Genomic DNA, 21,504 nt, shown 5'->3' on the forward strand with positions numbered 1-21,504 from the left:
TAATAAGAAGAGCTAGCCGCATTTGTGCGCTAGTTCTTTTTGCGTCTTTACAAAAATGGCGAGTAGGGCTAGAATAGATGTTCAAGAAGGAGGGGTGCCCCTTTGGATGACAAATTACAAACTAAATTAACCTTATTACCTGAATCACCAGGTTGTTATATTTATAGAGATGAAAATAACGAAATTCTGTATATCGGTAAATCAAAATGCTTGAAAAACCGCGTAAAATCCTATTTTCACAGCAAACAAATTGGAAAAACAGCAAGACTTGTACGGCAAATTCGCGATTTAGAACTAATCATCACTACTTCCGAAAAAGAAGCCCTACTACTCGAAATGATTTTAATTCAAAAATATCAGCCACCTTTTAATATCCAGTTAAAAGAAGGACCGAGCTACCCATATATCAAAATTACGAATGAAAAAAATCCGCATATCGAAGTCGTGTTGGAAGTAAAACAAGATGGCGCACACTATTTTGGCCCCTATCCGGGCCGCTATTCCGCTAGACAAACTGTGGAATTAATCGAAAAACTATTTCCACTTTGTAGGTGTGACGGGAAGCCGGGCCGTCCGTGTTTATACTATCATTTAGGACTTTGCTTAGGGCCATGCCACGAAGAAATTGAGCCAGCTGTTTATGAAAATCAAATCCGAAAAATCAGCCGTTTCCTTGAAGGTGACGTTAAAAATGTGAAAGACAAGCTAATGGCAGATATGCAAGAAGCAACAGAAAAACTCGAATTTGAAAGAGCAGCCGAATTACGCGATAAAATGCACGCTATTAATGAAACAATTGAAAAGCAGCACATTATTTTCCCAGGCTTAAAAAATCGTGACATCATCGGTTGTTATGAACAAGACAATCATTTAAGTGTCTTTGTTTTCTTCGTTCGAAATGGCGCAATTAATGGAAGCAAGTGGCACGTTTTCGAAATCGAAAAATCGCTTCAAGAAGATTTAGCCAACTTTATCAACCATTTTTATGACGATCCTAATAATATGCAACCAAAAGAATTACTAATTGCAGAAAAAATCGCTAAAAAATTGCTAAAAGAGCCACTTCGAAAAGCATGTTTATTCCCACAAAAAGGCGGCAAAAAGAAACAAATTGACCTCGCCGTTGAAAATGCCAAAAGCACTTATATCGCATACGCTAAGATGAAAGAATATGATTTTGAAAAAGAATTAAATAACCGTTAGAAGCTAATTTCCAAGGATTAGCTTCTTTCTTTTTCGGTGTTGAAAATCTTATCACAAATAAGTATGGTCAATAATCTATCCTTATGGTAAAATCTTACGAGTACGGAAAAAAATTAGGCTACATAAAAATAATTAATTAAAGCAAAACACATATAGAGGGAGGACACAATATGAAGAAATTTTCACGAATTTTACTAATGATGGCAATCGCTTGTGTTGCCGCATTTATTTTCACAGGAAACGGGTTAAATGCAAAAGCTGCAGAAAAAACATACTTGATTGGTACAGATACAACATTTGCGCCTTTTGAATTTGAGAAAGACGGAGAACATGTTGGTATCGACATGGATATCCTAAAAGCTATTGCAAAAGATCAAAACTTTAAATACGAAATTAAAGCAATGGGATTCAATGCAGCAGTACAAGCACTAGAAGCTAACCAAGTCGACGGTGTTATCGCTGGAATGAGTATTACAGACGAACGCAAGCAAAAGTTCGACTTCTCTGATCCGTATTTTGATTCCGGTGTCGTTATGGGGATTCTTAAAGGCAATGACGAAATCAAAACATACGAAGATCTAAAAGGTAAAAAAGTAGCTGTTAAAACAGGTACAGAAGGTTACGCCTTTGCAGAAAAAATTAAAGACAAATATGGCTTTGATATCGTTGTTTTCGATGATTCAGCCCAAATGTATGATGACGTTAAAACAAGAAACTCTGTAGCTTGTTTCGATGATTATCCGGTACTAGCATACGGTGTTCAAACAGGAAACGGCTTAAAAATTGTAACAGAAAAAGAAAAAGGAAACTCATATGGTTTTGCTGTTAATAAAGGCAAAAACCAAGAACTTTTAGCTAAATTCAACGCCGGCCTTGTTAACATTAAAGCAAGCGGCGAATATGATGAAATTCTAGAAAACTATTTAGGTAAAGATGCTGTAAAAGAAAACACAACAGAAAAAGGCTTCATGGGAATTATTAAATCTTCCTGGCCAGCTCTTTTAGCAGGAATGTGGCTAACTATTCGCTTAGCTGTTGTTTCACTAATTATTGCCTTCATTATTGGTATTACATTCGGCTTTATGAAAGTCAGCAATAGCAAAATTTTACGCGGAATTGCTACAGTTTATGTAGATATTTTCCGAGGAACACCATTAATTGTACAAGCATTCTTCTTCTACTTTGGTATTCCAGCAGCACTTGATTTCAGGATGCCAGTATTCTTGGCCGGGGTTATCGCGCTAAGCTTAAATGCCGGTGCCTACATGGTCGAAATTGTCCGCGGCGGGATTCAATCTGTCGACAAAGGTCAAATGGAAGCCGCAAGAAGTCTTGGCTTGCCACATAAAAAAGCAATGATGAAAGTCGTTCTACCACAAGCAATTCGAATGATGATTCCGTCATTTATTAACCAATTCGTTATCACTTTGAAAGATACGTCGATTATGTCAGCAATTGGACTCGTCGAATTAACTCAATCAGGTAAAATCATTATGGCGCGTACATTTGAAAGTACATGGACATGGCTAATCATCGGAATTATGTACCTTATCGTTATTACCATTTTAACGAAAGTATCCGATCGTTTAGAAAGGAGATTACGAAATGACTAAACTTAAAGTAACAGGCCTTAAAAAAAGTTTTGGTGCTAATGAAGTGCTGAAAGGCATTGATATAGAAGTAAAAGAAGGCGAAGTAGTTTGTGTAATCGGACCTTCTGGCTCTGGTAAAAGTACTTTCCTTCGTTGTATGAATAACTTGGAAGAGATTACAGCGGGAGACGTTGTTGTCGATGATGTTAAAATTACCGATAAAAAAGTCGATATTAACAAAGTTCGCGAAAATATTGGTATGGTATTCCAACATTTTAATCTTTTTCCACATTTGTCTGTTTTAGAAAATATCACACTTGCTCCAGTTGAACTGAAAAAAATGGATAAAGAAGCTGCGAAAAGTAATGCTTTGCGTTTATTAGAACAAGTAGGATTACTAGAAAAAGCAGAAGAATTTCCTAATCAACTGTCTGGTGGACAAAAACAACGGGTGGCGATTGCAAGGGCGCTTGCGATGGATCCGGACATTATGTTGTTCGATGAGCCTACTTCCGCACTCGATCCGGAGATGGTCGGCGAAGTTCTAGGCGTTATGAAAAACTTAGCGAAAGATGGCATGACAATGATTATTGTTACCCACGAAATGGGATTTGCTCGCGAAGTTGGCGACCGCGTAATCTTTATGGATGGTGGCTATATCGTTGAAGAAGGCAAGCCCGCTGAAATTTTCGATAACCCAACACACGAAAGAACAATCAGTTTCTTAGATAAAGTTTTATAAACAAAAAGCACTATGTCCTTTGGTAATCCCGAGGACATAGTGCTTTTTTTATTTTAAGTTAGGGCTTTTTCGATTTTTAGATTGTTGTTCGTAAGCATAGCCCATATTTAATAAGGCTGTGTCACTATTTCTTGCAGTAATGAAAGTCAGGCTAATTGGTTGATTTGTCTCTGGATCGTAGCCAGCTGGAATTGTTAGTTCTGGATTTCCGGCAATTGGTGCAAGGAACAAGATAGAGCCACCCATACCAATTGTAACAACTGCATCAAGTCTATCTTTTTGAAGCACTGAGTCGAGTTCTTTTTGCGCAGTGCCAATTAAGTTGCTTGCTAAACTATTTGCTTGTTGTCTCGTCGTTGTGCTTTGCTGTGCCTTAACCAGTTCGGATTGTCCGTATTTCATGTTTCTCGCGGGATCTGTTTGATTAAACGTAATGATAGATTCTAGAGACGTCATCGGTGCATGATTCGTTTGTAAAAATTGATTAAGATCGTATTTGAAATCAGCATTTAGTAATCGTGAAAAATCTACATCTACTTGCTCGAATTCTCCGATTGCAATGCCGTTAACGATAGTCGCGCCAGCTTTTTCTAAATCTTTTTTAATTTTTTTAATTACAGCAGTTTCTTCATTGCTTTCTCCATCAGCTAAAAGGCCGATTCGTTTTCCTTTGAGAGCGTCTGTTGAAAGAGGTTGCTGATTTACTGTATTTGTTAAAATGTTCGTTGTTAGATAGGCATCTGTAACGGTTTTTGTTAGTGGTCCTGGTGTATCAAATCTGCTAGATAGCGGGATAATACCGGCGTTATTTACTAAACCTTGTGTGGGTTTATAGCCAACAGCTGATTGAGCAGAAGCCGGGGTAATAATGGAGCCATTTGTTTCGGTCCCAATGGTAATTGCCGCGAAGTCGCTTGTTGCCGCAGTTGCTGAACCTGAGCTAGAACCTGATGGATCTAAATCTAACGAGTAAGGGTTTTTACCTTGTCCTTTTTTTCCTGAGTAGCCATTTGGTATTTCATCATCCATTCCAGCCGCCCATTCGGACATATTTGTTTTTCCGAGAATTAAGGCGCCACTTGCCTTTAGTTTTTCGACAATCGCAGCATCTTGTCCAACGACCCAATTTTTCAGCGCCACGGTTCCAGCGCTAGTTGGGATTTCCTTTGTGCCGATATTATCTTTTAAAAGAACAGGCATGCCGTACAAAGCTGATTTATTAGTAGCAGCTTCTTTATCCAGTTGCTCTGCTTCGGCAATAATAGTTGGATTAATTTCAGTCACAGCATTTAAGGTTAGGCCATTTTGGTCATATTTTTTAATTCGGTTTAAATAAATGCCAGCTAATTCTTTGTAGCTAAGTTGTTTGGTCGCAATTAGCTGTTGAAGTTTAGTTACATCCGCACCGACTACAAGTGCTTCTTTTGCTTCGAGTGTCGCTAAATCTAAAGTTGCAAATTGATTATTAATCGGTGTCATCACGCGCTCTTTATCGTAAAATGGACTAATTTTAGCGGGTGTATCTTCTTCTGGTTCAGGTTCACTTGGGACTGGTTTAACAGGTGTAACGGTTTGTTTTTTGGGTTTAGTTACTGGCTTTTCTTCGGTTGTAGTATCTTTTGGTTTCATTTTAATAACTGTTCTTTTTTTGAGCGAGCTTTGGGAAACTCGACCTGTGATGCGCTCGACTTTTAGTTTTTTATCGCCAAAGTTCTTTTCTAAATGAAAATTATCTTTATTGGATCCGATTTTTAAGTCGGTTTTTGGTTTTGTTGGTTCTTTTTGTTCGGGAATATTTTCTGTTACTGTGGTCGTTTTTTCTTCAGGTGCAGTGGCTTGCTGATTAGCAAATAAAAGATAACCGCCGCCAATGCTTAGGGCTGTGCAAACTGCAATGCTTGTTATTATTATATGTCTTTTCATGCGATTCCTCCGTTGCTCTATATAAATATAATTATATAGTACCAATGCGAGTAATTCAGTGACGATTTTGTGAACCCTAAAAAACATCATCTAAGTTAGTCATTTTACCAATAGAAAGGGGGCTAGAATGGGCATTCAACCGTTATTTTTTCGCTATATTAGCATCTTTGAAAAAAGGAGAATCTAGTTATAGCAAAGCTTTAACAGCGATTATCACGTTTAAGGATATGACATTTCACAAAAAAGACACATTTTAAATAAAGTTTAGTAATTAATCATCCTTTTTTGCAATTTTTATTTTATACTAATAGGTAGAACTACTAAAAAAAGTAATATTTTTCTTTATATTAAGAAGAAAACCACTGAGAAGATTCGGTTTTCAAACGCTTTCTTGAAAAAAAACAAAGATTTTGGTTAAATTTTAAATTAATAGGGTATTCTTAGTAAGGAGTATATGGTAAAGTAATGGAAGAGAGAAATATAAAAAGAATGAAAACAAATTTTGAAGATGGAGTGATGAGATTGGATAATAATCAGAAAGACTTGAATCAAGTAATCCGTCAGCTCAAAGAAAAAGGAATAGTTGTAGAAAAAACAAAATCACGAAAAGATATTTGGAAAGCGGTCAGTAGTAAAGCGATGCCAAATATGACACTTCGATTGCAGTAAATCGAAAAGTGAAGTTTTTTATATGCTTGTTTATGAAACTTTTTGTAATTTAAATTACTCAAGGTAGCGCAATTTGCATATAAAAGTACTTCACTTTTTTTCTTTGTCATAAATTAGTCATTAAGTTTTGATGTTTCTGTTATCCTTTTTACGTAAAAATGTTGTATGATGGAGTGGAAGGCTTTTGTCATAGAAGAAAATAGAAATAGAGTGAGGCATATACATGAAAAAAGAAGCGGTTAACCAACAATCTATTTATGTGCATATTGATCATGTTATTAACAATGTGGCGACAAGCGGCATTTCTTTTTGTGATTTCTTAAATGGCGTGGGACAGCCCCCTGAAAATATTTTGCTCATTAAGCATAATATCGAAGACGCATCCTACAATGCACACACAGCTTTTCACTACTTAGAGCCAGGCGATTTAGCAAACATATCCAAAGAAAATTTTAGCCCACTTTGTTGGATTGATTTTGAAGATGTGGAACTTTTAAACCAATTAACACCACAAGAAGTTGCGGAGATGCTTTATCTTGCACATACAGGACGCCATTTGCGTTCTCCATTTTATTATAAATTACAAAATAATTTTGTTTACTTAACTAGGGAAGATGGTCGTTACAATAAAGTGTATTACCGAAATCTTAACCATTTTTACATGTTACTTAGTTATGTCATTGCACGGAAAACGGCAGAACTCGTGAATGAGAAAAGTATTTTTTCTTTTAGTAAGAAGAAATATGTGGCCGAACCGCCAGTAGAACTTTTGAAAAAAATGGCTGATCATTTTAAAGATGGGGCTTGCATTGCGCTCGATGATGTAGTTAGAACACGCACGCAAATCGAAGTGCCAATCGGGCTTGGGCTAACAGAAGAAATGACAGAACTAGAAATTTCTTCTAAAATTTACTATGAACAAGAAGTAGCAAAACTGGTCTATGATTTAAAACAAAATGAATGGAAATATATCGAGAAATAAAAAATCAAACTTTTTCCTTTACGTTTGGTTTTTTATTTGTTATTATTTAACTAATGAACGTTAGTTAGGAGGTTGCTTTGTGACTAAGAAACGAGTGAAAGAAGCGGCATTAACGCTTTTTGCGGAGAAAGGCTATGATGGAACAGCGCTATCGGAAATTGCGAAAGCTGTTGGAATTAAGACGCCATCTTTATATGCTCATTTTCCGTCAAAAGAGGCCCTTTTTTTAGAAATTTATCAAGATAGCATCCAAATGGAATTAACAGAATTAGGACGAGCGGCGGAGCGAGAAGATTTAATTGGGAAAGAGAAACTGCAAGCTATTTTCTTTGTAGCAACAGATTTTTCGAGTAATCCTGATGAGAAAAAATTTTTTCAACGCGCAGTCTTTTACCCACCTAAGTCACTTTTTCAAGAATTAAAGGAAGAGACGAAGACATATGAACAATTGACGAATGGCATACTACGAGAAACTTTGGGGGAAATGGTGTCGGAAGAGGTTCAGCTAAGGTGGATGCATGTTTTTTATGCGCTGCTTGATGGGCTTAGTGTTGAGCACGGAATCTATGATGGAACGGAATTTGAACTACGTAGAAAGTCCGCTTGGGAAGTTCTCGCAAGTTTATTCGAATGAATGGGAGGTTAGGAAATTGGCTTGGATATATTTAATTATGGCAGGGTTATCAGAAATTGTTTGGGCTTTTGGACTGAAAGAATCACATGGTTTTACGATGCTCGGGTGGAGCCTTTTAACGGTAGCATTTTTAATTGTTAGTTTCGCTTTGTTCTCGGTTGCGATGAAGTCCATTCCGATTGGGACAGCTTATGCGGTCTTTACCGGTATTGGGGCAGCTGGGACGGCGATTATTGGGATGGTTTTCCTTTCAGAAGGCGTTTCTTTTTGGAAAATTGTATCATTGGTCGTTTTACTAATAGGGATTATTGGTTTGAAATTAGTGGATGACAATGAGCCTGAAAAGGAGGCTAAATAACGATGGATTGGATATTTTTACTTGTAGCAGGTCTATGTGAAATGGTCTTTGTTGTGATGCTGAAACTTTCAGATGGCTTTAAACGACTAGGCTTTGCGATACTCACGATTATCTTCATGTCAGCGAGCTTCTTTTTACTATCGCTTGCGCTTAAAACGATTCCGATCGGTACAGGTTACGCGATTTGGACGGGAATTGGTGCAGTTGGTAGTGTGACGCTTGGAATGGTCGTTTTTAAAGAACGGAAGAGTGTTGGTAAATTGCTGTTTATTACGATGATTATTGCCGGTGTGGTTGGCTTGAAATTAACATCTGGCGTTTAATAAAGTAGGTTGGAAAAGTCCTTTTTATAATAAGTTTGCACGTTTCTTATTTAAAAAAGAAGATTTTTTCGGCCTATTTTTTAGTTATGCCTTTTCATCCTGCTAAAACATGGTAAAATAGATAAAGCGAATAATGACGGAGGGGTATTATGAAAACCAAGTTAATTTTATTATACGGCGGAAAATCTGCTGAGCACGAAGTTTCCTTACAAACTGCATTTTCAGTTATTAACGCTTTGGATTTAGAAAAATTCGAAGCCGAACCAATATATATTACAAATGAAGGCGAGTGGATTCAAGGACCACTGCTTACTGGCAAATTAGATTTTGTCGAGCAATTACGTTTTACAGCAACAGATACAGTGAAACTTGCTACGTCTGAATCAGAAAAATCAGAAGGTGAAGCGATCAGCCCAGCAGTGTTAGAAGCTGATGGACAAGAAACAGTCGTATTCCCACTTCTACATGGTCCAAACGGGGAAGATGGCACTGTTCAAGGATTATTCGAAGTGTTAAACATTCCTTACGTTGGTAATGGAGTTTTAGCATCATCGGCTGCAATGGACAAAATTGTCATGAAGAAAATTTTCGCAGACGCTGGTATTCCACAAGTTCCGGCCGTTGCGGTACGTTTGATTGATTGGAAAAACTACCAAGCAGAAATGGTTGCTGAGATGGAAGAAGTACTTACATATCCGGTCTTCGTAAAACCAGCGAATCTTGGTTCAAGTGTTGGTATTAGTAAAGCAACGAACAAAAAAGAATTAGCAGAAGCGATGACAGAAGCATTTTTATATGACCGTCGCGTGGTTGTAGAGCAAGGCGTGGTCGCTCGTGAAGTTGAAATGGGTGTACTTGGAAACGATACGCCGGTTTGCTCTGTTCCTGGTGAAATTTTGCCAGAAGGTGCGGTTGCTACTTTTTATGATTATAAAGCGAAATATCAAGACAACAATACAGCGTTAATTATTCCGACTGAAGTAGAGCCAGAAATCTTGGAGCAAATGAAAGAATATGCGGTCCAAGCGTTCTTAGGACTTGATGCAAGCGGGCTAGTACGAGCGGACTTTTTCTTAACGGCTGATAATCAGCTATTCTTAAATGAAGTTAATACCATGCCAGGTTTTACGCCATATAGCATGTATCCACTTCTTTGGCAGGAAACGGGCTTACCGTACGGAGCGCTGATTGAACGACTAGTTGATTTGGCAAAAGAACGCCATGCAGCTAAAAATGCACTTAAATATAAATTAGAAGACTAAAATAAACAAGAAAGCAGTTTTCAGATGCGGAAGCTGCTTTTTTATGGAAGAGAGCGATTTAATTTGAAAAAAACAGTAGGCGAAGTAGTAGCAATGTTAGATAGTTCCATCCATGTAGATGCATTTCGCGATGTCGTCATTACTGGCATTTGTTTTGATACAAGGCAAATAAAGTCAGGGGATTTATTTGTTCCGTTTGTAGGTGATTTGCGCGATGGACACGAATTCGTAAGTCAAGCACGCGAAATGGGAGCAGTAGCGACCTTTTGGCAAAAAGATGTGCCAAATCCACCAACGGATTTCCCAGTTATTTTAGTAGAAGATACGCTGCTTGCGCTTCAAGAGTTAGCGGCGAAATATATCCAACAAGTAAAACCGAAAGTGATTGCAATCACTGGAAGTAATGGTAAAACGACAACCAAAGATATTATGGCAGCAATTGTCGAAACAACTTATAAAGTGCATTATACTGGTGGGAATTTTAATAATCATATTGGCTTACCATATACGATTTTAACGATGCCAGAAGATACCGAAGTGGCTGTGCTTGAAATGGGCATGAACCATCGTCACGAAATCGAAGTACTTTCTAAAATTGCTAAACCGGACATCGCGATTATTACGAATATCGGCGAGGCACATATTGAATACCTTGGTTCACGCGAAGAAATCGCCAAAGCCAAACTGGAAATTACGGCTGGTTTAAATCCGAGTGGGATCTTAATTTATCCGCACGAAGAAACTTTATTATTAGGCAATATTGATGGGGATTTCAGACAGCTTACTTTTGGCAAATCGGAAGCAGCAGAAATTTATCCACTAGAAATTCGTGCCGAAGCGGAAGGTACTTCTTTTATAACGAACTGGGAGCCAGAACTCGAAATTTTTGTTCCGATTATCGGCGAACACAACGTTTTCAATACAATGGCGGCAATGCTTGCGGCGCGCGAAATTGGTATTGAAGGCGAAAAAATTCAATCTGCGCTTAAAAATATGGAACGTTCTAAAAGTCGTTTAGAGTGGATTACAACGAATAGTGGCGCGCGAATTTTAAATGATGCGTATAACTCCAGTCCGACGGCGCTAAAAACCGTTTTAAAAACATTTATGCATATGGATTCGAATGGCAAGCCAAAATATTTGGTACTTGCAGATATGCTTGAATTAGGGGATTTATCGACAAAATTACATCAAGAATCTGCCGAAGTGTTAGAAAATGACACGATTGAGAAGGTTTTCTTATATGGCGAGGCAATGAAAGCTTTTGGAGAGGTAGCAGAAGCTAAAATTGGTCAGGGAAAAGTTCAACATTTTGACACAAAGGAATCGCTTGAGATGGCGCTTCTTTCGGAAATAAATGGAAATGAGTGGATACTGGTCAAAGGTTCTTACGGAATGGGCTTGAAAGATGTAGTAGAAAATCTTATTATTAAGTGACGAATAAAATTGGACATATAATATTACCGGTTGATTGGTAATAATTTTGGACAGGAGGAAAGGCATAATGGTTGCTTGTTTGTGTATTCATGGTTTTACTGGTTCGCCGTCCGAGGTGAAGCCGCTCGCTGATTATTTGCGAGAGCATACAGATTGGGATGTTTTAGCACCCACATTACCTGGCCATGATCACCTGCGCCACTTAAAAAATGTGACGTATAAAGATTGGATCGTTTTTGTAGACAGCATTTTAAGTCAAATGTTGAAAGAAGACGATGAAGTATATATTATTGGTTTTTCCATGGGTGGTTTACTCGCGGGCTGGCTTGCGAGACATTACCCAGAAGTGAAAAAACTGGTACTTCTAAGCACAGCTGTAAATGCAATGGAGTGGCCGCAACTTGTCGAAAATTCCAAGCAAGTCATTACCGAGGCGAAAGAAGTGACCCTCAAAAATAGCCCGATGTTCAAACGCTACCAGAAGAAAGTAACGGAAACGCCTTGGACGTCGACGCTGCAGTTTAAAAAAATGGTCGCTTTAGCAAAACCAGTTTTTGAACATATTGAAATTCCAACTTTTATTGCACAAGGCAGTGCCGACCAAATAGTTCCTGCTGAAAAAAGTGTCAATTTCTTAATGGAAAGTATACCGGGACCGAAAGAATTATTTATTTTAGAAGGTTCGAAACACGTGATTTGTCAGGATGAACAAGCAGACAAATTATTTGCAGCTGTTTTAACATTTTTGCAAAAAGATGTGGCTGTGTTAAATGCAAATTAAAAAAAACGATTCAGCTTTCACTCGCTGAATCGGTTTTTTTGTTTTTGCCAACAGAATCGCGGGCAATTAAATTGGTAGCTAGCGCCAGATGAACAAAGCCGTCATCTGGTTTTTTGATGCGATTATACATAAGTTCAACAGCTTTTTCCCCCATGTACCCAAGATTGGTGCACATAGTTGTAAGTTGCGGATTGCTAAGTACAGTAAATTCAGTGTTATCAAAGCAAATAATCGATAAGTCTTTCGGGATATTATATCCTTTTGACTGTAAATAAGTATTTAAAATAAATCCAAGACCAGAATTGACGCAAAACCAAGCAGTAGGAAGTTCGTCTAGTTCATCCAGTGTCTTATATAGTGTTGTTTGCTCTTCTTTAATGCGTGTAATGGCATATTTTTCATTGAAAGGAATTTGATAATAGTGAAGTGCTTTTTTGTAACCTTCAAGTCGTTCTTCGTAACTAGGAGAAAATGTAATATCACCAAGAAAACCGATTTTTTGATGGTTGTTTTGGATTAAAAATTCTACTGCCATAAATGCGCCGTCTTTGTTTTGGCTAATGACCGCGTCAGCTTTCAAATGCGGGTCGTGATGGTCGATAAGAATAACCGGCATGCCTAGATCAATGACTTTCTTACTGTAATCTGTATTAATATGAGAAAGTAAGAAAATTCCTGTCCAATTTTCTTTTGTGAGTTGCTCTGGTAATTGATTCGCACTAGCTTCCTCATCCGTAACCGGAAAAATAATGAGTTCTGCTTGGTGGGCAATGATGCTTTGTTTCATGTTATCAATAATTTCGCCAAAAAAACTGCGCTGAGAAAGGGCAAATGAGGTTGCTAAAAGTGCAAATTTTTCTTTGACAACTTCACGCGCAATTTCTCTTTTATATTTATAACCTAATTCATCAGCCATTTTGAAAACAGCTAATTTAGTTTGTTCGCTAACCCCGTTTTTATTGCCTAGAGCTTGTGAGACTGAATTTTTTGTTATATTTAGCCTGTCAGCAATATCCTGCATCGTAACTTTCTTCATATTTCCCCTCCGTTTTCCTCTGTTTATTCTATTATAGAAGTTAATTCACAAAATAGCAAAAATTATATAATTGAAAAGTAATGTTAAAAGTAATTTTATACACTTTTGTTAATAAATGGTAAAAACGCTTATAATAACATATTTAATAAAAGTAATTATTGACATTACAAAAATGTAATGTGATAATGTAATCGTAATCAAGCGCTTACAATTACAAAAAGTGGAATTAGGAGGATTATTGATATGAAGATTAGAAAAATTGCTATTGCAGCTCTTAGTGTTGTAGTTGCTGGATCATTACTAACTGCTTGTGGTGGTGGAAGTGGCAAGAGTGGCGACGATAACGGCAAAACAAAAGTAACATTTTGGGCAGCTCCAAATCCAACCCAAGTAAAATATTGGGATGAAATGGCGAAAGCTTACGAAAAAGAAAATCCAGATGTAACGATTGAAGTTTCCCAAATGAAAGAAAGTCCGTCATCAGAAGCGACTATCCAATCAGCTATTGCCTCTAAAACGGCACCAACAATATCTGAAAATATCAATCGTAGTTTTGCTGCACAATTAGCAGACAGTAAAGCTATCGTACCTTTGAATGATGTAAAAGGACTTGACGATGTTGTAAAAGAACGCAATATGAGTGAAACGATGGATTCTTGGAAATTCTCGGACGGTAATCAGTATGTGTTGCCAGTTTACTCCAATCCAATTCTGTTTGCTTGGCGTTTAGATACATTAAAAGAACTTGGCTATGACGCACCGCCAAAAACATATAGCGAAGCACTAGAAGTTGGTAAAAAATTAAAAGCGAAATATCCTGATAAAGTTCTTTGGGCAAAAGGTGATTTATCCGATCCAACAGCTTGGATGCGTTGGTTTGACTTCTTCCCACTATATGATGCTGCTTCGAAAGGAAACGCATTCGTAGAAGATGGCAAATTAGTAGCTGATGATAAAGCGGGAACAGAATTATTAACATTTATGTCTGAACTGCAAAAAAATAAATTACTTCTTTCAAGTAAAGCAACGGATCCATTTGAAACAGGAACAAGTATCATGGCAGATAATGGCCCTTGGACTTTCCCGAACTGGGACGAAAAATTCCCTGAACTTAAATATAACGAAAACTATGCAATAACAGCGCCACTAGTACCAGATAGCATGGCGAGTGAAGAAAATGTTGCTACATACGCTGATTCGAAAGGCGTTGTAATGTATGCACAAGCGACAGATAAAGAAAAAGAAGCAGCAATGGATTTCTTGAAATTTGTTTATAGTGATGACAAAAATGACTTGAAATTCTTAGAAACAACTAACTTAATTCCTGCACGCGATGATGCAACAGAAAACGAAACTTTCACAGCATTCTTTAAAGAAAACCCAGAACTTGAAGTTTATGCAGCTAATGTACCATATAGTATTCCTGCGATGGATGATGCAAAATACAATGATATTCAACAAATTATTGGTGAAGAAGCATGGAATCCGATTGTACGCGGGGAGAAAAAACCTGCTAAAGCTTGGTCAGATATGAAGAAAGCTGAGGACGGGGTGCTTCAAGAATGAAGCGGCGAAACAACAAATTGGGCTGGTCATTTACCAGCCCGTATCTCATATTCACAGCGATATTTTTCCTAGTACCGCTTGTTTGGTCGATTTGGTTATCTGTAACTGATTGGAACATGATGAGTCCAGATATCAATTTTGTTGGCTTTGATAATTTTATTAAAGCGTTCACTAGTCCAGCAGTTCAAGCAGCCTTTTTTGTTACTTATAAATTTTTAATTGTTTTTGTTCCTATGGCGTTAATTATTTCGATGATTGTCGCGGTATTAGTGAACGGGTTGCCGAAATTTAAAGGACTTTATTTGGTGGCGTTTTTCCTACCGTATTTGTCTTCAGGCGTTGTAACTTCACTCATTGTGCAAGGGTTACTTTCGTACAATAGTGCGCTAAATGTGTTTCTACGCGGACATTTTGGTTGGGATATTGATTGGCTTGGTACACCGATGTCGGCGCTCTTTATTATCTCGCTAATGATTGCTTGGAAAATGTCTGGCTATTATGCGCTTATTTTAATTTCTGGGCTTGCGAGCATTAACCATGAAATTTATGAAGCGGCAGCAATGGATGGTTCTGGTCGATTTAGAACGTTTTGGAAAGTTACCGTTCCGATGCTTTACCCAGCTTTATTTACCGTAATTGTTTTAGCGGTAGGTGTTAGTTTTGGGATTTTCACCGAGGTTTACCAACTGACTGGTGGTGGACCGAACTTCGCAACGAATACATGGCAAATGGAGATTTTCAACCAAGCATTTGTTAACTTGAATTCTGGTTATGCTTCGGCTATTTCTCTTATGGCTGCAACTGTAACGTTTGCATCGATTGGTGTTATTAAGAAAATGCTGGAGAAATGGGGTCAAAGAAATGGTTGGACATAATAGTAAAGCAGGGAAAATTGTTCGCTATATACTGACAACATTACTCATGCTAGTCATGATTTATCCGTTTATTTATTTGGTATTAAACTCATTTGCTGCTTGGGATCAAGTGGATAAAAAGCTGATACCGACTGAATTCACCACCCGTTCGTGGGATTGGTTGTTTGGTAATTCAGTAGTTGCAGCGCCGGCACCGTGGATTCATGCGTTTATTAATACAATTATTGTTTCGACCATTGCTACAGGCTTGATGTTGCTTTTCGGCCTAATGGTTGGCTATGCGCTGGCTAAGGTTGATTTTAAGGGCAAGAAAATTGTTAATAATGCGATTTTATTTCAAATGTTTTTCCCGGCGATTATCTTGCTGATTCCGCAATTTTTAATGATTACGGATTTTGGTTTACTGGATACGTATGCGGGGATGATTATCCCGACAATGCTTAGTTTATGGGCAGTTTTTATGTATACCAACTTTTTCAAAGCTATTCCAGATACGTTAATTGAAGCGGCAAAGCTAGACGGAGCGAGCGATTTGAAAATTCTGTTTCGTGTTGTTCTGCCGATGTCTAAATCAATTACGACGGTTATCTTCTTATTCCTATTTACAGACAGATGGACGAATTTGCTTTGGGATATGCTAGTAACGAAGAGTGATGGCACGGTGACGTTGAATGTGCTCATTTCGCAAATGTTTGGACCTTATGCAACGTATCCTGGTCCAATGTATGCAGCTTCAGTATTACTAACGCTTCCACTTATTATTCTGTTCTTATTCTTCTCGAAGAAATTCCAAGAAGGAATGCAATTCACTTTGAAATAAAAGGAGCGACTGAACTTGGAGTTTTGGCGAGGCAGTGTTTTTTATGAAATTTATATGAAATCATTTCAGGATAGTAATGGTGATGGTTTAGGTGATTTTAAAGGGTTGACTAGCAGGTTAGACTATCTGGCGGATTTGGGGATAGATGGTATTTGGCTCACACCATTTTATCCTTCGCCGCAAGTGGATAATGGCTATGATGTTTCGGATTACTGCGAAATAAACCCGGATTACGGCAATATGACTGATTTTCGTGAGTTTATGAAAGCGGCTGATGCGCGAGGTATAAAAGTCATTATTGATTTAGTGCTCAATCATTCATCGACGGAGCATGCTTGGTTTAAGGAATCGCGTATGAATAAAACCAATCCTAAACGAGATTATTATATTTGGCGCGAAAAACCGAATAATTGGGAGTCGTTTTTTGGCGGTTCTGCTTGGGAATTAGATGAGCTTACTGGCGAATATTATTATCATAGTTTTGCTAAAGAACAAGCTGATTTGAACTGGGCAAACCAAGCTGTTCAAGCGGAAATGGAGCAAGTGTTAGCGTTTTGGTTAAATGAAGGCGTGGCTGGTTTTAGACTAGATGTTATTAATAATTTAACGCTCGTCTTGGAGTTTCCGGATAATCCAGTTGTTGAGGGTGAAATGGAGCATGTCTATGACCGTAATCAGCGAGGATTGGAACAAGCTTTGGAGCATATTGCCACTTTTTGCCGTAAAGAGTGTGAGGTGTTTTTAGTAGGCGAAATTAGTTCGGATAAATTGCCGGAAATTGCGAAGTATAGCTCGAAAAAAATGCTTGATGTAACGTTTAATTTTAATTTTGGAAGTGTGGAACAAATTGACGCGAAATCTGTATTTACTTCGTTGAATGAGATGGAAACAGAATTACAGGAAGGGCAATGGCCGACGCTTTTCTTTGGAAGCCATGATATGAGCCGATATACAACGCGGCTTGCGGATGGAAACTTGATAAAAACAAAGCTTTTAGCATTTTTAATGTTGACTGCGAAAGGCGTGCCGTTTATTTATTACGGGGAAGAAATGGGGATGCCGGATTTAACGTTTTCGTCAGTGGAAGAGATGCGTGATATTCAAGGAACAGCTGCTTATTACCAAGCGTTGCAAAGGGGGAAAGCTGAAACGCAAGCCCTTGAAAGCGCGATAGAAAAAACGCGTGATAAAGCTCGCGGCCCGATGGTATTTCCGGACGGGAAACCATTCACTTCGGGCGAGTCATGGATTAAAACGGCTAGTTTACAAGAAAAAGAAGCGCTATCGATGTGGCATCTTTATAAAGAATTACTTACTTTCCGAAAAGAATATGACTTTAAAGATAAAGAATACACTTCTTTGAAATTAGATGGCGAAATACTCAGCTATCAACGTGGTGAAATCTTATTTTTACTTCATTTTGGAGAGGGCGAAGTGGTCTATCCGTTTCGAGGGCAAGGGAGGCTCGTTTTTGGGGAAGCGGATATGTTAGAAACGGGTATTAAGATGGGTGCGCATGCCGGAATTGCGCTCAGAGTGGAGGATTAAATTGAAATCAATAGAAACCTTATTGCAAACATTTCGTGAAAATACGACAGCGCGTGGAACTCAGATTCAATTAAATGGAGCGGGTGACAAGGATGTATATAATATTACCGCGCCTTTTAGCTGGCTGGATAAAACATACATTGCTGGTCGAGTGGAGTCGCGGGATAGCGAGTTTGCAGAAGTACATTTTTTTGAAAACACGGGGACAGACACGTATCAATTAGTTGAAAAGGGAGTTGTACTAGCGCTCCAAGACCCATTTGTCACGTTTGTTCAAGGGGAACTAATCATTGGTGGTGTAGAAGTTTTTCCGCAAGAAACGGATCCAACTAAGCTAGATTGGCGAACCAATTTGTATCGTGCCACCTCGCTTACTGACTTCGAACAAATCCTTACTGGTCCAATTGGAATGAAAGATTTACGTATCAAAGAGCTAGCAGACGGACGCATTTTAGTATTAACGAGACCACAAGGCGAAAAAGGCGGTCGTGGAAAAATTGGTGCAATCGTCATTGATTCTTTGGTGGAATTAACAAAGGAGAAAATAGAAACAGCCCCACTTTTGAAACGAAATTTTTCAGGTGATGAATGGGGTGGCGGCAACGAAATTCATTTGTTAGAAGATGGTAGCGTTGGTGTTCTTGGCCATATTGCTTGTTTTGATGAGCTCGGCGATCGCCACTATTACGCATGTTCTTTTCAATTGAATGAAGATTTTACACAAATCGAGCAAGAAAAAATAATCGCTGAACGCGCTAATTTTGCTCCGAGTGAACCAAAAAGACCGGATTTAGCGGACGTTGTGTTTAGCGGCGGTTTAATCAGGAATGCGGATGGGACTGCCACGCTTTATGCGGGGATTGGCGATTCAGATGCGCAAAAATTAACTATTCCAGATCCATTTAAAAATAACTAATAGTAGGAGTTTTGTATAGAGATGAACATTTATCGTTATGAAGAAAATCCATTAATTACACCGTTAGACGTAAAACCAATTCATGAAGGATTCGAAGTGATTGGTGCTTTCAATGCGGGTGTAGCAGAGTATAATGGCGAAGTGCTTTTACTGCTTCGTGTCGCAGAAAAACCAGTAAGTGCGGACCCTGAAGTGGTACTTGCACCAGTGTATAATGCGGAAAGTAAAGCATTAGAGCTGCAAGAATTCCGGTTAGATGATGAAAATTATGATTTTGAAGATCCACGAATGATTCGTAATAAAGCAAAACTAGAAGGTTTTTCTTTTTTGACTTCTCTTTCTTATATTCGAATTGCGCGTAGTAAAGATGGTCACCATTTTGCATTAGATGAAAAACCGTTTTTATATCCATTTAATGAGTATCAAACATTTGGTATTGAAGATGCTCGGGTAACGCAAATAGGCGATACATATCACGTGAACTTTAGTGCGGTATCTGAGTTTGGCGTGGCGGATGCATTAATTACAACAAAAGACTTTGAAAATTTGGAGTATCAAGGAAATATTTTTGCTCCTGAAAATAAAGATGTACTGATTTTTCCAGAAAAAATTAACGGAAAATATTATGCCTTGCATCGCCCGAGTTTGAAAAGTATTGGGAATTTAGATATTTGGATTGCTTCATCACCAGATTTGCGCAGCTTTGGCGACCATCGTCATTTGCTAGGTATTCGTCCCGGTGAATATGATAGTGGCCGAGTTGGCGGCGGTTGTGTACCAATCAAAACGGAAGAAGGCTGGCTGATTTTATATCACGGTGCGACCAAAGAAAATCGTTATGTGATGGGCGCGGCGTTGCTTGATTTAAATGACCCAACAATTGTGCTAAAAAGAACGAAAACCCCGATTTTAGAACCGGTAGCTGATTATGAAAAAAATGGCTTCTTTGGCGATGTTGTTTTTGCTTGTGGAGCAATCCAAGAAGGCGACACGCTACATATGTATTACGGCGTGGCGGATACTTCAATGGCAGGATGCGATATGAAAGTCAGTGAAATTTTACATCAGTTAGAAGTGGAAAATAAATGACCTGGCAAAACTACTTGAACGCCTGGCAAAATGCTGATTTACCTGATGAATGGCAGGATGAAATAAAACGAGTAGCAAATGAAAGCGAAAGATTTGATGGTTACTTAACGTTCGGGACAGGTGGAATGCGCGGTAAAATGGGTGTTGGCTCGAAACGCATTAACCTTTTTACGATTAGAAGAGTGGCTAAAGGGTTAGGGGAATATGTTGTAGCAAATGGCGGCGCGGAAAAGGGTGTTGCGATTGCATATGATTCTAGACATCATTCAAATACTTTTGCGGCTGAAACGGCGAAAGTTTTATCGGCGCTAGGAATTAGAGTTTATTTATCTGACGCGATTCGCCCGACCCCAGCATTATCTTTTTGCGTTCGAGAAAGAGCTGCTTTTGCAGGTGTCGTCATTACCGCAAGTCATAATCCTTCTATATATAACGGATTTAAAGTGTATGACAAAAATGGCTGCCAAATCACACTAGAAGTAGCAGAGGAAATTGCTGGCTATTTAGCTAAAATAACTGATATTTTTAGCATACCAGTGCGCGAACTACCAAATCTGTTAGTTACGCTCATCGGAAAAGAAATGGACGATGCATATTTAAAGGCATTAACTGAAGTAGGGTCTCGACCAGACTTGCTTGCTGATTATGGGAATGAATTAACTATTTGCTATACACCGCTTCATGGTGCGGGTAAAGAGCTCGTTATGCGCGGACTCTTAGAAAATGGTTTGTCGAATGTCACGCTTATTTCCGAGCAAAGTGAGCCCGATGGAGATTTTCCGACAGTTATTTCGCCAAATCCTGAAGAAGAAAATAGTTTTGAACTTGCCAAAAAACAAGCGGGGAAAATACAAGCTGATCTTATTTTGGCAACAGATCCTGACGCCGACAGACTTGGAGTGGCAGTTTTAAACAACCAAAACGAGTACCAAATTTTAACAGGAAACCAGCTTGGGGCGTTATTATTAGATTATATTCTGTCAGCAAAAACACAGTTAACAGAAGCGGATACGATGATAAATACGATTGTCACTGGGGATTTAGGTGGTAAAATAGCGAGCCACTTTGGCGTTAGTCACATTCAAACACTTACAGGATTCAAATTCATTGGTGAAAAAATAGCCGAAATGGAAGGGACAGAAGCTAAGTTTGTTTTTGGATATGAAGAAAGCTATGGCTATTTGATTGCGCCATTTGTCCGTGATAAAGATGCAGTTCAAGCAGCGCTACTAACAGCAGAAATGACGCTTTTCTATAAAAAAGAAGGAACCACACTCCTTGCTCGACTGCAAAATTTATATGGGAAATTTGGCTATCACAAAGAACATCTGCACACGATTACACTCGAAAACAACGATGGCAATGCAAAAATGAACCAAGTGATCGAATTGCTACGAAAAGAACCCACTTTTTTATCTGAAATAGTAACTGTTGAAGATTTTCTGACGAGCACGCGAACGAACCTTTTAACGAATGAAGTAACAAGTGTTCACCTACCTAAAGAAAATGTTTTGAAATTTTACTTAGCAGATGAATCCTGGTTCGCTATACGACCATCAGGGACGGAACCTAAGTGCAAAATCTATTTCCAAACAATCGGTAAAACAGAAGAAATCGCAACAGAAGCAATGGACAATCTAAAAAAACGCGTACTAGCTAAATGGAATTAATAAAAAGCTGGAAATTGTTTTCGGACAGTTTTCAGCTTTTTTTAAAAGATTTCACAATAAAAATAGCTAAAGGGCACT

Annotated in this window: 20 protein-coding genes; 18 read left to right on the forward strand and 2 right to left on the reverse strand. The window is 38.4% G+C overall.

Annotation, left to right across the window (positions count from 1 at the left end; all coding sequences use genetic code 11):
• Positions 1 to 102: 102 nt before the first annotated feature.
• From uvrC to HCX62_RS02900, 3 genes are all read left to right on the forward strand, one after another.
• Positions 103 to 1,203: an excinuclease ABC subunit UvrC gene (uvrC, locus tag HCX62_RS02890; protein ID WP_185636956.1), complete on the forward strand. Its 1,101-nt coding sequence runs from the start codon at positions 103 to 105 to the stop codon at positions 1,201 to 1,203.
• A 170-nt stretch (positions 1,204 to 1,373) separates the two neighbouring features.
• Positions 1,374 to 2,816 carry an amino acid ABC transporter substrate-binding protein/permease gene (locus HCX62_RS02895; RefSeq protein ID WP_185636957.1) on the forward strand — a complete coding sequence of 481 codons (1,443 nt, stop codon included), beginning with the start codon at positions 1,374 to 1,376 and terminating at the stop codon, positions 2,814 to 2,816.
• The gene (locus tag HCX62_RS02900) at positions 2,809 to 3,537 is read left to right on the forward strand and encodes an amino acid ABC transporter ATP-binding protein (protein WP_185636958.1); all 729 of its coding nucleotides are present in this window, start codon (positions 2,809 to 2,811) and stop codon (positions 3,535 to 3,537) included. The genes HCX62_RS02895 and HCX62_RS02900 overlap by 8 nt, the downstream gene beginning before the upstream one ends.
• A gap of 48 nt (positions 3,538 to 3,585) precedes the next feature.
• On the opposite strand, the gene HCX62_RS02905 is transcribed toward HCX62_RS02900, so the two are convergent.
• Positions 3,586 to 5,460 (reverse strand): amidase family protein, encoded by a 1,875-nt coding sequence (locus HCX62_RS02905; RefSeq protein ID WP_185636959.1) that lies wholly within the window; start codon positions 5,458 to 5,460, stop codon positions 3,586 to 3,588.
• A gap of 522 nt (positions 5,461 to 5,982) precedes the next feature.
• Here HCX62_RS02905 and HCX62_RS02910 point away from each other — a divergent pair.
• The 8 genes from HCX62_RS02910 (at position 5,983) to HCX62_RS02945 (ending at position 11,906) form a co-directional block, all read left to right on the forward strand.
• Entirely contained in the window at positions 5,983 to 6,129 is a 147-nt protein-coding gene (locus tag HCX62_RS02910; RefSeq protein WP_185636960.1) for an Lmo0850 family protein, read from the forward strand.
• A gap of 223 nt (positions 6,130 to 6,352) precedes the next feature.
• Positions 6,353 to 7,111 carry a hypothetical protein gene (locus HCX62_RS02915; RefSeq protein WP_185636961.1) on the forward strand — a complete coding sequence of 253 codons (759 nt, stop codon included), beginning with the start codon at positions 6,353 to 6,355 and terminating at the stop codon, positions 7,109 to 7,111.
• Positions 7,112 to 7,190: 79 nt separating this feature from the next.
• Positions 7,191 to 7,745 carry a TetR/AcrR family transcriptional regulator gene (locus HCX62_RS02920; RefSeq protein WP_185636962.1) on the forward strand — a complete coding sequence of 185 codons (555 nt, stop codon included), beginning with the start codon at positions 7,191 to 7,193 and terminating at the stop codon, positions 7,743 to 7,745.
• 16 nt (positions 7,746 to 7,761) lie between these two features.
• Positions 7,762 to 8,103, forward strand: a complete 342-nt coding sequence (locus HCX62_RS02925) for a DMT family transporter (RefSeq protein ID WP_185636963.1) — start codon at positions 7,762 to 7,764, stop codon at positions 8,101 to 8,103.
• Positions 8,104 to 8,105: 2 nt separating this feature from the next.
• Entirely contained in the window at positions 8,106 to 8,426 is a 321-nt protein-coding gene (gene sugE2 / locus HCX62_RS02930) for a quaternary ammonium compound efflux SMR transporter SugE2 (RefSeq protein ID WP_003766071.1), read from the forward strand.
• 149 nt (positions 8,427 to 8,575) lie between these two features.
• Positions 8,576 to 9,688, forward strand: a complete 1,113-nt coding sequence (locus tag HCX62_RS02935; RefSeq protein ID WP_185636964.1) for a D-alanine--D-alanine ligase — start codon at positions 8,576 to 8,578, stop codon at positions 9,686 to 9,688.
• Positions 9,689 to 9,751: 63 nt separating this feature from the next.
• Complete coding sequence (locus tag HCX62_RS02940) at positions 9,752 to 11,125, forward strand: UDP-N-acetylmuramoyl-tripeptide--D-alanyl-D-alanine ligase (RefSeq protein ID WP_185636965.1); 1,374 nt, start codon at positions 9,752 to 9,754, stop codon at positions 11,123 to 11,125.
• Between the two features lie 67 nt (positions 11,126 to 11,192).
• Complete coding sequence (locus tag HCX62_RS02945) at positions 11,193 to 11,906, forward strand: alpha/beta hydrolase (RefSeq protein ID WP_185636966.1); 714 nt, start codon at positions 11,193 to 11,195, stop codon at positions 11,904 to 11,906.
• 10 nt (positions 11,907 to 11,916) lie between these two features.
• Here HCX62_RS02945 and HCX62_RS02950 read toward each other — a convergent pair whose 3' ends face one another.
• A complete protein-coding gene (locus HCX62_RS02950; RefSeq protein WP_185636967.1) occupies positions 11,917 to 12,942 on the reverse strand; it encodes a LacI family DNA-binding transcriptional regulator in 1,026 nt (341 codons plus the stop codon).
• A gap of 243 nt (positions 12,943 to 13,185) precedes the next feature.
• On the opposite strand from HCX62_RS02950, the gene HCX62_RS02955 reads away from it, so the two are divergent.
• Genes HCX62_RS02955 through HCX62_RS02985 form a run of 7 tightly spaced genes read left to right on the forward strand, consistent with a single transcriptional unit; the run spans position 13,186 to position 21,426 of the window.
• Complete coding sequence (locus tag HCX62_RS02955) at positions 13,186 to 14,508, forward strand: ABC transporter substrate-binding protein (RefSeq protein ID WP_185636968.1); 1,323 nt, start codon at positions 13,186 to 13,188, stop codon at positions 14,506 to 14,508.
• Positions 14,505 to 15,383 (forward strand): carbohydrate ABC transporter permease, encoded by an 879-nt coding sequence (locus HCX62_RS02960; protein WP_185636969.1) that lies wholly within the window; start codon positions 14,505 to 14,507, stop codon positions 15,381 to 15,383. Before HCX62_RS02955 ends, HCX62_RS02960 begins: the two co-directional genes overlap by 4 nt.
• Positions 15,370 to 16,203, forward strand: a complete 834-nt coding sequence (locus tag HCX62_RS02965) for a carbohydrate ABC transporter permease (RefSeq protein WP_003724791.1) — start codon at positions 15,370 to 15,372, stop codon at positions 16,201 to 16,203. Before HCX62_RS02960 ends, HCX62_RS02965 begins: the two co-directional genes overlap by 14 nt.
• Positions 16,204 to 16,218: 15 nt before the next feature.
• On the forward strand, positions 16,219 to 17,751 hold the full coding sequence (locus HCX62_RS02970; protein ID WP_185636970.1) for an alpha-amylase family glycosyl hydrolase: 1,533 nt from the start codon (positions 16,219 to 16,221) through the stop codon (positions 17,749 to 17,751).
• A gap of 1 nt (position 17,752) precedes the next feature.
• Positions 17,753 to 18,667 carry an MTP-1 family protein gene (locus HCX62_RS02975; RefSeq protein ID WP_185636971.1) on the forward strand — a complete coding sequence of 305 codons (915 nt, stop codon included), beginning with the start codon at positions 17,753 to 17,755 and terminating at the stop codon, positions 18,665 to 18,667.
• Positions 18,668 to 18,688: 21 nt separating this feature from the next.
• On the forward strand, positions 18,689 to 19,756 hold the full coding sequence (locus tag HCX62_RS02980; protein WP_185636972.1) for a BtaManbiosPhlase: 1,068 nt from the start codon (positions 18,689 to 18,691) through the stop codon (positions 19,754 to 19,756).
• The gene (locus HCX62_RS02985; RefSeq protein WP_185636973.1) at positions 19,753 to 21,426 is read left to right on the forward strand and encodes a phospho-sugar mutase; all 1,674 of its coding nucleotides are present in this window, start codon (positions 19,753 to 19,755) and stop codon (positions 21,424 to 21,426) included. The genes HCX62_RS02980 and HCX62_RS02985 overlap by 4 nt, the downstream gene beginning before the upstream one ends.
• The last annotated feature ends 78 nt before the right edge of the window (positions 21,427 to 21,504 follow it).

This window comes from Listeria swaminathanii (genome assembly GCF_014229645.1).
Taxonomy (GTDB): Bacteria; Bacillota; Bacilli; order Lactobacillales; family Listeriaceae; genus Listeria; species Listeria swaminathanii.

Excerpts from the sequence above, each read along its gene's own strand:
- HCX62_RS02895 (WP_185636957.1), top strand. The coding sequence starts at position 1,374 with ATGAAGAAATTTTCACGAATTTTACTAATGATGGCAATCGCTTGTGTT.
- HCX62_RS02900 (WP_185636958.1), top strand. The coding sequence starts at position 2,809 with ATGACTAAACTTAAAGTAACAGGCCTTAAAAAAAGTTTTGGTGCTAAT.
- HCX62_RS02905 (WP_185636959.1), bottom strand. The coding sequence starts at position 5,460 with ATGAAAAGACATATAATAATAACAAGCATTGCAGTTTGCACAGCCCTA.
- HCX62_RS02915 (WP_185636961.1), top strand. The coding sequence starts at position 6,353 with ATGAAAAAAGAAGCGGTTAACCAACAATCTATTTATGTGCATATTGAT.
- sugE2 (WP_003766071.1), top strand. The coding sequence starts at position 8,106 with ATGGATTGGATATTTTTACTTGTAGCAGGTCTATGTGAAATGGTCTTT.
- HCX62_RS02935 (WP_185636964.1), top strand. The coding sequence starts at position 8,576 with ATGAAAACCAAGTTAATTTTATTATACGGCGGAAAATCTGCTGAGCAC.
- HCX62_RS02945 (WP_185636966.1), top strand. The coding sequence starts at position 11,193 with ATGGTTGCTTGTTTGTGTATTCATGGTTTTACTGGTTCGCCGTCCGAG.
- HCX62_RS02950 (WP_185636967.1), bottom strand. The coding sequence starts at position 12,942 with ATGAAGAAAGTTACGATGCAGGATATTGCTGACAGGCTAAATATAACA.
- HCX62_RS02955 (WP_185636968.1), top strand. The coding sequence starts at position 13,186 with ATGAAGATTAGAAAAATTGCTATTGCAGCTCTTAGTGTTGTAGTTGCT.
- HCX62_RS02960 (WP_185636969.1), top strand. The coding sequence starts at position 14,505 with ATGAAGCGGCGAAACAACAAATTGGGCTGGTCATTTACCAGCCCGTAT.
- HCX62_RS02965 (WP_003724791.1), top strand. The coding sequence starts at position 15,370 with ATGGTTGGACATAATAGTAAAGCAGGGAAAATTGTTCGCTATATACTG.
- HCX62_RS02980 (WP_185636972.1), top strand. The coding sequence starts at position 18,689 with ATGAACATTTATCGTTATGAAGAAAATCCATTAATTACACCGTTAGAC.
- HCX62_RS02985 (WP_185636973.1), top strand. The coding sequence starts at position 19,753 with ATGACCTGGCAAAACTACTTGAACGCCTGGCAAAATGCTGATTTACCT.